Consider the following 11,078-nt stretch of genomic DNA (forward strand, 5'->3'; position numbering starts at 1 on the left):
ATGTAAGTACCAACAGACGGCTCAGCACCGATACCAAAACCATTGGTGCTGATGCCCCGAATATTGATGGAATCCATAAAGCTGTCGTTACTGTCACCGGACATGCCTGGCGTCAATACCGCCAACTGTTTTGAATCTTCAATCTGAGCGTCTTTCATCATCTCGCCACTGAATGCCGATACGGTAATCGGTACATCCTGCAGGCTTTGCTCACGTTTTTGAGCGGTGACAACGACCTCTTCAATAGCCCAGGATTTCTCCTGAGCAAGAGTGTTGCCAGCGCTGATGGTCATGGCGCCACTGACCGCTATTGCTAGCGCGTGTCGGCTAAATCGGTTGTGCTTTATCATGGGTAATCCTCTCAAGTCGGGTTTTTTTATCTTCTCTTTGCTTGAAAATACTAAATCAATGCATCTAGAGGCTTATTGGGTGCCTCTTTATAAATACTTATTGTTGATATTTTTGTCATTGTTTCGGCCTTCATCAACACTGTTTTTAAGCGCGGATATTCAAAACTGCATCGCAATGGAGTTCTGGAATAGCGCGTTGGAACCGCGTCCTTGAGCCGATAATCCCTAACTAAAACTTGTCCCGTAATGAGTAATAAAGCATACCCGCGACCAGTCCGGGCCAGCGCAACAGGGTGCCGCCAGGAAAGGTGTAGGTGGGGTAGCTGGCCATCACATCAAAGCGCTCGGCGGTACCGGCAACGGCTTCGGCAATCAGTTTGCCAGCCATGGTTGCGGTGGGCACACCGTGACCCGAATACCCCTGTGCGTAGAAAACATTTTCTTCCAGGCGCCCAAAGTGCGGCATGCGGTTCATAGTGATTGCCAGCGTACCTCCCCAAGCATAGTCGATGCGGGTATTTTTGAGCTGCGGGTACACTTTGAGCATGTACTTGCGTACAAAGCTTTTGATGTCTTTGGGGAAGCTGCTGGTGTAGTTCTCACCGCCACCAAAGAGTAAGCGGTTATCGCCAGACAGCTTCCAGTAATCAATCACGAACAGCGAGTCCGCAACTGAGGTATCGTTGCGAATCAGTTCCCGGCACAGATCCTCACTGAGAGGTTCGGTGGCCAGTACAAAATTATTGATTGGCATAATCTTGCCAGCCATCCGAGGTTCCAGCTTACCGAGGTAACCGTTGCAGCCGAGTACGACATACTTGGCTTTTACCCCGCCCTCGGCGGTTGTAACCTGAGTCTCGGTAGAACCGGAATTGCTGGAGTTGGTATAGCCAGTGACACGACTGCCTTCGTAAATTTTTACACCGGCTTGTTCGGCGGCTTTGGCCAGTCCGAGAGCGTAGTTCAATGGGTGTAAATGGCAGGAGAAAGTATCCAGTGTGCCGCACTGGTAGTTGTTCGAGCCGACAAGCTGACGTACTTCGTCGGTGTCGACAAAGCGAATATGCTCGAAATCATAGTGTTTGGAGAGGTGTTCCACTTCAGCTTGGTAGTCGGGGATGTGACTGGCTTTGTGGGTAACGTGGAGGGCGCCCTGCTTCAGGTCGCAATCGATCTGATGTTTGGCAACGAGGTCTTTCACGGTTTGCACGGCCTCGATGCCCATGTCCCAGAAGACTTTCGCTTGCTCTTTTCCAACCTTGCTTTCCAGGACTTCTTGGCCAACTCGCTGACCAACGCCTACGTGTCCGCCGTTGCGGCCGGATGCGCCCCAGCCGATGCGTTCTGCTTCGAGCAACGCCACACTGTAGCCGCGTTCTGCCAGGTGCAGGGCCGCAGACAGGCCGGTATAACCGCCGCCGATGACACAGACATCCGCTTCGATTTGACCTTCCAGTCGGGGGTGATTCCTGAGTTCCTTGGCTGTTGCCGCGTAGTAAGAGTCCACGTGGGACTCTTTGTTGGGGTTACTCACCGCTGTATTGCACCTTTAATTTGTCTCGCTGTGTGATTTCAGTGCCGCTGTACCGGTGCCTGTGAAAGCTGGCATGCGGAATGAAATACGATTATCAGGGCTGATGCCCTCTCCGGATATTGAATGTTAATTCGGTTTATGGCTAAATCATAAATGCCTTGTCTGGTTTTGGCAACCATTCGGATTAATTTAGCGGAATTGGTTTGGTATCGAGTTATAGAAAGAAACTCAGTTATTTCGGCAGGATGTAAGGTGATAGGCACTAGCCGGTCACCGGTCGATAAACTGGATAACATGACAGTCACCAACAATAATAACGGTGGCCATAAGAAGAGTAGGATGTATGACGATGAGTAGTGCTGCGCCGACAGGTAACAAGTCCATCCCCTGGTTTAGGGTATTTAAATACTGCGTTTATGCATTTCTGACGGCCAACTTGTTTTTCTTCTTCATGGAAGACTGGGCTGCTTCAGAGCATTTATTTGCCGGAGGAGTGTCGTTCTCTCAATTGATTGAGGCCTATGCCGCCACCATTGATACCGCAGCGTGGGTGGTGTTGCTGTTGATTTTTGAGCTGGAAACGTCGGTCATCTCGGACACCAGACTGAAAGGCAACCTTAAATGGGTGCTGAACTCGATAAAAGGCATCTGTTATGTGGTGATCATTTACGCCTGCTACGGATACCTGACCAAGTTTATGGTGATCCACTCGTTTGAGCCCTCCTCCATCGTGAATCTTTGTGCCCAGACGGCGCAGAACCTGTCGTTTATGACGGATCTGGATGAATACGAATCTGTCGTTGCGGTCAATTGTGCGGACCTGACATCGGCCAGCACGTTCTATCAGATACCCGGTACCGGTATTGTGACCGATGCCGAGAGTCTGGAGTCGGCTCAGAGACTGTCAATCATCGATGTCGTGAATTCGGCGAACTGGTTGCTGATCGTAATGATTTTGACGATGGACGTTTGGTTGCAATTAACCGGCAAGTTGACCGGCAATATCATCAAGGTGACTACGGCTTTAAAAGGCGTGCTCTATTTTGTTCTGTTGTTGTGTGCGGTTTTCTGGGGAATCGATGGAGATTTTCTGGATTTCTGGGATGCCTTCCTGTGGATTTTGGCGTTTGCCTTGATCGAACTCAACCTGTTTGAGTGGCATGCGGAATCGGAGGGAGAGCACGTTGTCCCTGGCGCTGAAACGATGAAATCCGAGGGTTCGTAAGCTCAATAGAGTGGCTGTTACAGTCTTAAAAAGTAGAGTTTGCTAAAGAAAAGGGTCGGAATTCCGACCCTTTTTTTGTGGCTTGTGGTTTTTGATTGGTGACTTGGCAGAAAGAAAAGTGGCTGCCGCTTAGCGCAGGGATCGGTTCAGCTGAACCTTTTTAGCTTCATCCGCTCGGCGGCTGAATTTCAGATTGGTCTCACTGCCAAACACGGCCTTGTCGATTTCCAGGTACAAATATTTAATCCCGACTGCAAATTGTCCGGAGGGAGAACCGTCTACACGAATCGCCACAGGGTATTCTTTACCGGGTTCCATGTGTTTGGTCTGAGGTGTGACTTCAATGACTGGGTAGTCGTTACCGCGGCTGTCGGTCACTTTAAACAGATTGAAATGAGAGAGTTTGGTGTCCACGCCCTCACTGTAGTTTGAGATGTCGACTGCCAGATTGAATGTGGTCTGTGAGTTGTAGCGGGTGTTCTTGCCCACTTTTTCTTTGTGAAACTCCGTCACAATATCACCCAGCTTAACTTCCATTGCTTCTGTGCGTACCTGCTCCTTACTGACGCTGGGAGCATTGCCGATAAATTCCCAGCTGCCATCCGCTTTCAAGCGCACGCGGGTGCCATCTTCGCTGGTGGCAAAGCGGTCGGTGGATTTGTATTCCCAGGAACCGTTTTTCTTCAGCAGAATTTCGCGACCGTCATCGCCGGTAGCAGACAATTCTGCGGCCATGGCGGTGGTGGACAGGCTCAGTGAGATGGCTGCGCCAAGGAGTGTTTTGCTAAGGGGGGACGAAAATTTCAAAAGTACATCCTTTTATCGAGATCAGTTGTTAACACGAAGTGGTTATAGAATCTCATGTCTTTTGTAAGGCGTCCAGCCTGTGCGGTGGATCACAATCCCAGACTGCCCAGCAGATTATCCAGCGTTTCCCGACCCTTGGCCTGATTTTTTTCCGGGTTGTGTTCCCCGAAACCCTCGCGATCCAGATCGTCTTCCGGCAGTTCGTCGAGAAACCGGCTGGGTGTCGTGTCCCAGACTTCACCGTACTGTTTGCGCTTGGCGGCCAGGGTCATGTGCAGAACTTTCTTGGCTCGCGTGATACCCACATAGGCCAGTCGGCGCTCTTCCTCTACATTTTCTTCTTCGATACTGGAGCGATGCGGCAGCAGATCTTCTTCCACTCCGACGAGAAATACGTAGGGGAATTCCAGACCTTTGGACGCGTGCAAGGTCATCATCTGTACCTGATCCAGGTCTTCGCCCTCTTCCGACTGCCGTTCCAGCATGTCTCGCAACAACAGTTTGTTGATGGCATTTTCCAAACTGCCGCTGCCGTCCTCGGCGTCGTCCCGCTCGATGATGGTTTTGATGGAGTCCACCAGATACCAGACGTTTTCCAGACGTTTCTCCGCCACCTTGGAGCTGGAGGCGTTTTGATGCAGCCAGGATTCGTAATCGATGTCTTCCACCATTTCTCTCACAGCGGCGACCGGGTCACTGCCCCGGCTGTTGTCACCGACCTGCAGCAGCCAGTGGCTGAAGCGCAGAATACGCTCGAGACTCTTTTTGGGAACATGGCTCTGTACGCCCAGCTCCTGACAGGCGGAGAACAAGCTGATTTCCCGCTCGGTGGCGTAGCGCCCCAGAGCTTCCAGAGTGCCGGTGCCAATTTGGCGTCGTGGGGTGTTGATGATGCGCAAAAAGGCGTTGTCATCATCGGGATTCACCACCAGTCGCAGGTAGGCAAGGATATCCTTGATCTCGGTTTTGGAGAAAAACGAGGTGCCGCCACTGATGTGGTAGGGAATCTGGTGTTGTTGCAGTTTCAGTTCCAGCAGCCGCGCCTGGTGGTTGCCGCGATAGAGAATGGCAAAGTCACCAAAGCGGGCGCGGCGATTCTGGCGCTGCATAAAAATTTCGGTGGCCACCCGCTCGGCTTCGGCGTCTTCCGTCGCACAGCGAATTACCCGCAACGGCTCGCCCATGCCCATCTCGCTCCACAGGGCCTTGTCGAATTCGTGGGGGTTGTGAGCAATCAGATGGTTGGCGCACTTGAGGATGCGGCTGGTGGAGCGGTAGTTCTGCTCCAGCTTGATCAACTTCAGCGTGGGAAAATCCTTGCGCAGCAGCGACAGATTTTCCGGCCGGGCACCGCGCCAGGCGTAGATCGACTGATCGTCATCCCCCACCACGGTAAGGGCGCCGCGGTCGCCGATCAGCAGTTTGACCAGCAGGTACTGACTGGAGTTGGTGTCCTGATACTCGTCCACCAGTAAGTAGCGAATCTTGCGCTGCCAGCGATCCAGAATGTCTTTGTGATCGATAAACAGCTGGGCGGGGATCAGAATCAGATCGTCGAAATCCACCGCGTTGTAGGCCAGTAGTGCGGCATTGTAACGTTTGTAGATGTAGGCGATGTGTTCTTCGCCGGGGCTGCTGGCCTTGCTGAGGGCGTGATCCGGGGACAGCAGATCGTTCTTCCAGTTGGATATCTGATTCTGCACCAGATCCAGATGATCGCTGTCCAGATCGCCGTCTTTCAGCATCAGCTCTTTCAGCAAAGACTTGGCGTCCTCCTGGTCGAAAATACTGAAGCCGGGTTTGAACCCCAGGGTTTTGTGCTCTTTGCGGATGATGTTGAGACCCAGATTGTGAAAGGTCGAGACGGTCAAACCTTTGCTGGCACTGCCCTTCACCAGTTGGCTGACCCGCTCTTTCATCTCCCGCGCCGCCTTATTGGTAAAGGTGAGCGCGGCAATGTGACGCGCCTGCATGCCGCATTCCTGAATCAGGTAGGCGATCTTGCGGGTAATCACACTGGTTTTGCCGCTGCCTGCACCGGCCAGCACCAGGCTGGGTCCATCGATGTAGTGCACGGCTTCACGTTGGCGGGGGTTGAGCTTGGACATCAAATCATCAGGTTGGGTGAGCGGAGCAGCATTGTAGCAATATGAGCCCAAGATAGTAGGTATGAGATCGAGATAGGCGACAGTCGCGATCACTATCAGGGCAACTGAAGGTGCCTGCGCTGCAAGGACATTTCCAGATGGTTGGGAATAGCGATTTGATATAGCCAAATCGAACAATAGCTCCAACGCCGGTTCTGACATCTGTTGCTAAAATGACAATTCCATCTGTGAAAACTGTCGTGTAAAGTTGCACAGAACAATAATTATTCAAATGACATGTTGGCAAGACCTGATCGGGCACACAGATCAGGTCATAGGAACAGCCGACTGAACAGCCAGCGGATTTGGCGGAGCAGACCTTCAATGGACAGGTTTCTTAAAATATTACTGGTGGTTGAGGATCGGCTCGAATATCACCTGATACAGCGCCTTTTGTCACAGATTCACCACACGGATTACGAATTGACCTGGGTGGATTTGCTGGACGATGCACTGCACGAAGTGCTGTCTGAAGAGGCGGATGTAATCCTGCTCGACTATCACTGGCGTCAGGGCGATTGCATGCACCTGCTCAACGGCGCCCGGGCACAGGGCTGTCGGGTCCCCATCATTGTTATGACCGACCAGATGGAAGCTGAAGTCGACCGCTCGGCGATCAGTCATGGCGCTTCCGATTATTTGATCAAAGGTCGTATCGACAGTCAGTTACTGGAGCGCACCCTGCGCTACGCCATCGAGCGCAAGGCGGCCGAGCAGCGACTTGCCGATCTGGCTCACTACGACCCGCTGACCGGCATTCCCAACCGCATTCTGTTTCGCGAGAAGCTCGAGTACGCGGTGAATATGGCGCGTCGTGACCAAACCACCTTCACACTGATGTACCTCGATCTGGATGGCTTCAAACAAGTGAATGACAGCTTTGGGCACGACGCTGGCGATAATTTGCTGAAGATCTGTGCCGAGCGTTTGTCCCGCTGTCTGCGCACCAGCGATTCGGTGGCGCGTATTGGTGGCGACGAGTTTACTCTGCTGCTGGAAAACATCGATTCGGCCACGGACATTGCCCACATCGCGCAAAAGGTGATTGATACCCTGGCAAAGCCGGTACATTTGGGGGCACATCAACTGAGTGTGGGTTGCAGCATTGGCATTGCGGTGTTTCCCGATGGCGGCGGCGACGTTGATACTTTGCAAAAACACGCGGATCTGGCGATGTATGAAGCCAAGGTCAGGACCGGCAGTCACTATCATTTCTTCTCAGAAGCGCTGAACCTGGAAGCTCATCGCCAACTGCTGCTCGAATCTGAATTGCGTGCAGCTCTCAAAAGAGATGAGTTTGTACTGCATTACCAGCCCCGTATCGACCTCAAGAGTGGTCAGGTGATGGGACTGGAAGCTCTGATACGCTGGCAGCATCCTGAGCGCGGATTGATTTATCCGGATCAGTTTATGGACGTGGCGGAGGCCAGTGGTCTGATTGTGCCGATGGGCTATTGGGTGATGCGTACCGCGGGTAAGGCGCTGTTGCGGTTGCGGGCTTTGTTGCAGGAGACTGAAATAACCGGTGTCAGTGATCAACTCATTATGGCGATCAATCTGTCGGTGCGGCAGTTTAACGATGACAAGCTTGTGGAACGTATTGCGACTCTGGCCAAAGAGGAAGGCTTCAGCCCATCACACATTGAGTTGGAATTAACCGAAACCGCGTTGATGGAAAACCTGGATCGCATCGAGTTGTGTATGAGGGCGCTGGCGCACCTGGGATGTTCTTTTTCTCTGGATGATTTTGGCACCGGTTATTCGTCGTTTATGCATTTACAGCGTTTGCCCATTTCCGCCTTAAAAGTGGACAAGGGATTTGTGGCAGACATCTGCCGTCGACTGGAGGACGCCAAACTGGTGTCCTCCATGGTCACTTTGGCGCACAGTCTGAACAAAACCATCATTGCCGAAGGGGTTGAAACTTCGGAGCAGCTGGCGATGTTGCAGCAGTTCGGTTGCGATCAGGTACAGGGTTATCACTACTGTCGCCCTTCCAGTCTGGAATTGATCACTGAGAAATATTTTTCCCAACTGACTGACGTCTCCGCGTCAGCGGGTAAGTAACTGTTTACGTTTAGGCTTTTCACTGTACCGCCCGATCCAGATTGCGGTAGCTGAACGCCTCCATAAAATGCAGATCGCTCAACTGATCTTCATCCGCCAGATCCGCAATCGTGCGCGCCACTTTGATCACCCGGTGCAGTACCCGCGTCGAGAAGCCCATTTTTAACATCGCATTTTCCAGCAATTGTTGCTGGCTGCGGGTCAGGGGACAGAACGCTTCCAGTTGAGGCGCAGTTAAGTCGCTGTTGCTGCATCCCTGCCGTTGCCACTGTTTCTGATGGGCGGCCAGCACTCGCTGCTGCACGGTAGAGGAATGGTCACCGCTGGCCTGACCGTAGAGCTCCCCTTTTTGCAATGCCAGAACCGGTACGTGCAGATCGATTCGATCGAGCAGCGGGCCCGACAAACGGTTGCGGTAACGACGCACCTGATCGGGACTGCAGCGACAGCGGTTTTCCGACGCGTTTTTACCGGCGGCGCCCTTGTGACCAAAATAGCCACAGGGACAGGGGTTCATGGCGGCGATCAGCTGAAAACGCGCGGGAAACTCCACCTGCGCTGTCGCGCGGGAAATCCGAATGGCGCCACATTCCAGCGGCTCCCGCAGCACTTCGAGCACCTGCCGCTGAAATTCCGGCAGCTCATCCAGAAACAACACGCCGTGGTGCGCCAGAGAAATTTCTCCCGGTTTTGGGTTGGAACCTCCGCCGACCAATGCCGCTGCCGAAGCGGTGTGATGCGGTGCGGCAAACGGCCGCTGCGGATACCCCGGCACCTCATCCGCGGGTCGAGATAAGCGAGTGAGTGACTGAATACAGGCGACTTCGATGGCAGCGTCTTTGGACAGCGGTGGCATCAGTCCCGGCAGTCGCGAGGCGAGCATGGACTTACCGGTCCCAGGCGGCCCGAACAACAGCGCGTGATGTTTTCCGGCCGCGGCAATTTCCAGCGCGCGCTTGGCCTGTGTCTGTCCTTTCACATCCCGCAAATCGCCGTAGCGTTGCCCGCTGTGTTCCAGAGCGAACGGCTGGGTGACGGTGGGACTGAGCAGAGTCTGCTGAGCCAGATGACTGCAAACTTCCAACAGTGAGTGGGCCGCCAGTACCGGAGCGTGATCGCACAGGGCAGCCTCGGCGGCATTGGCTCGCGGGCACAGCAGTTGTCGCCCTGCTCTGCCACAGGCCATGGCCGCCGGCAGACAGCCGGGAACCGGTCGAAGCTCGCCATTCAGTCCCAGTTCGCCGAGAAATTCCATCTGTTGAAATTGCTCATCGGGAATTTGCCCCGACGCGGCGAGAATGCCCAGGGCAATGGGCAGATCGAATTGTCCGCCGGATTTTGGAAGATCCGCGGGTGCCAGGTTGACGGTGATACGCCGGGCGGGAAAATCAAATTCGCTGTTGAGGATGGCGCTGCGTACCCGATCCCGCGATTCTTTTACGGCGGTTTCCGCCATGCCCACAATCGACAGCGATGGCAGTCCGTTGGAGAGGTGCACTTCGACAGAAACCAGAGGGGCTTCCATACCCAAGCGGGCGCGAGAGATAACCGTGGCCAGTGACATAGGCAGTCCTTGCTGTGTCAAAAGGCCAGAGCTTAGAGCGTGTGATGGTGGGGGTGCCAGTATCAGAGCTGATTAATGAGGCGCTGCAACCGATAAACGGACTGGTTTTCATGCCAAGGCATGAACGACATCGTTACTGATCAGGTTTGTTGGCGGGAGCGCTTTGCGTGTCGGGCTCAATGCCTTCCAGTTCACTGATGTGTTTTTCCAGTGCTTCCAGCTTTTCCCGGGTGCGCAGCAGCACCGCTTGTTGCGCGTCGAATTCATCGCGGGAAACCAGATTCATCTTGCGCAGTGTGCGTTCCAGCAGACTGCGCAGCTCTCGTTCCGGCAGCTCGCTGGTGGCTGTGGGGATGGCGGATTTAAGGTCGTTAAACAGGCTGCGTGCCAGTTGCTCAATCATGGGAAATCCTGCGTCGGTTACGGCGTAAATTCAGGTGAATCAGAAAGATTCCATTCTACCTCAAGGGGAAAGGTAAGCGGCAGATTGCTTTTGCACCACAGTGGTGCCCAATGTGGTGCATGAACATTTTTTGTGCACTGACTCTGGGCTTTGGCGCATGGTGTTGCACGCCTGTGTGCGCACATTCAGTGCGAATGTGTTTTATCTTATTGATTTAAAAGGATTTTTTAAAGTTGGCAAGCAATGTGCTAATACAGGGCAAGCCGTAAGAATACACAACAAGCTTTCCTTGAAGAAAGTTCGGCTTAAGGGAAGAACAACTTAAATTAGAAATTTACATTAGGTAAAACGAGAGGAAGATTCATGAAAAAGTTAACCCAATTGGCTGCTGCTGTTGCTATGACTGCTGGCGCTATCAGTGCCGCTCCTGCCATGGCTGAAGGTAGCTTCTCCGCCAACGTTGGTTTCGCATCTGAGTACTACTACCGCGGTATTAAGCAAAAAGACAGCTCTGCTTCTGCTGGTATCGATTATGAGAACAGCGGTTTCTACGTAGGTGCCTGGAGTGCTGACGTAGGCGATGGCCTGGAAGTTGATGCTTACGGCGGTTGGGGATTTGAGACAGAGTCTGGTTTTAGCGCTTCTGTAGGTTTAACCGGTTATTACTACACCGGTGAATTCGATGATACCTACGAAGAAGTGAACTTTAACGTTGGCTACGGCTTCGCCAGCCTGGAATATAGCGTTGGTGAGTGGGACGGTTTTGGCGAAGAAGAAGATTATGACTTTGTTGCTTTGACCCTCGAACACAACGGCTTCTACGGTACTTACGGTTCGTTCGGTAAAGATTTTGACGGTGAATACCTGGAGATTGGTTACGGTACTACCGTAGGTGGTTTTGATTTGGGGATTGCAGCAATCTTTAACGATGAAGACCTTGGTGAAGGTGGAGACGACGACGAAGCTCTCGTGTTTACTCTG

At 53.0% G+C, this 11,078-nt stretch carries 9 protein-coding genes; 3 read left to right on the forward strand and 6 right to left on the reverse strand.

The window, feature by feature from the left end; all coding sequences use genetic code 11:
- Positions 1-350: TonB-dependent receptor plug domain-containing protein (locus ACTG33_RS13715; RefSeq protein ID WP_439135791.1), on the reverse strand; the 350-nt coding region annotated here is incomplete at its 3' end.
- A 229-nt stretch (positions 351-579) separates the two neighbouring features.
- On the reverse strand, positions 580-1,884 hold the full coding sequence (locus ACTG33_RS13720; protein ID WP_439135792.1) for an NAD(P)/FAD-dependent oxidoreductase: 1,305 nt from the start codon (positions 1,882-1,884) through the stop codon (positions 580-582).
- A gap of 343 nt (positions 1,885-2,227) precedes the next feature.
- On the opposite strand from ACTG33_RS13720, the gene ACTG33_RS13725 reads away from it, so the two are divergent.
- Positions 2,228-3,109 (forward strand): hypothetical protein, encoded by an 882-nt coding sequence (locus ACTG33_RS13725; RefSeq protein WP_439135793.1) that lies wholly within the window; start codon positions 2,228-2,230, stop codon positions 3,107-3,109.
- A 129-nt stretch (positions 3,110-3,238) separates the two neighbouring features.
- On the opposite strand, the gene ACTG33_RS13730 is transcribed toward ACTG33_RS13725, so the two are convergent.
- Both ACTG33_RS13730 and rep read right to left on the reverse strand, forming a co-directional pair.
- On the reverse strand, positions 3,239-3,916 hold the full coding sequence (locus ACTG33_RS13730) for a hypothetical protein (protein WP_439135794.1): 678 nt from the start codon (positions 3,914-3,916) through the stop codon (positions 3,239-3,241).
- Positions 3,917-4,005: 89 nt separating this feature from the next.
- Positions 4,006-6,024 carry a DNA helicase Rep gene (rep, locus tag ACTG33_RS13735; RefSeq protein WP_439135795.1) on the reverse strand — a complete coding sequence of 673 codons (2,019 nt, stop codon included), beginning with the start codon at positions 6,022-6,024 and terminating at the stop codon, positions 4,006-4,008.
- Between the two features lie 363 nt (positions 6,025-6,387).
- Between rep and ACTG33_RS13740 the strand changes: the two genes are divergently transcribed.
- Positions 6,388-8,130 (forward strand): putative bifunctional diguanylate cyclase/phosphodiesterase, encoded by a 1,743-nt coding sequence (locus tag ACTG33_RS13740; RefSeq protein WP_439135796.1) that lies wholly within the window; start codon positions 6,388-6,390, stop codon positions 8,128-8,130.
- A gap of 19 nt (positions 8,131-8,149) precedes the next feature.
- Here the strand turns inward: ACTG33_RS13740 and ACTG33_RS13745 are convergent, their stop codons facing one another.
- Both ACTG33_RS13745 and ACTG33_RS13750 read right to left on the reverse strand, forming a co-directional pair.
- Positions 8,150-9,694 carry a YifB family Mg chelatase-like AAA ATPase gene (locus tag ACTG33_RS13745; protein ID WP_439135797.1) on the reverse strand — a complete coding sequence of 515 codons (1,545 nt, stop codon included), beginning with the start codon at positions 9,692-9,694 and terminating at the stop codon, positions 8,150-8,152.
- A 133-nt stretch (positions 9,695-9,827) separates the two neighbouring features.
- Positions 9,828-10,097: an accessory factor UbiK family protein gene (locus ACTG33_RS13750; RefSeq protein WP_439135798.1), complete on the reverse strand. Its 270-nt coding sequence runs from the start codon at positions 10,095-10,097 to the stop codon at positions 9,828-9,830.
- A 363-nt stretch (positions 10,098-10,460) separates the two neighbouring features.
- Here ACTG33_RS13750 and ACTG33_RS13755 point away from each other — a divergent pair.
- Positions 10,461-11,078 (forward strand): TorF family putative porin (locus tag ACTG33_RS13755; protein ID WP_439135799.1); only part of this gene is annotated, 618 nt, incomplete at its 3' end.

The sequence above is a fragment of the Pseudomaricurvus sp. genome, assembly GCF_965662505.1.
GTDB lineage: Bacteria > Pseudomonadota > Gammaproteobacteria > Pseudomonadales > Cellvibrionaceae > Pseudomaricurvus.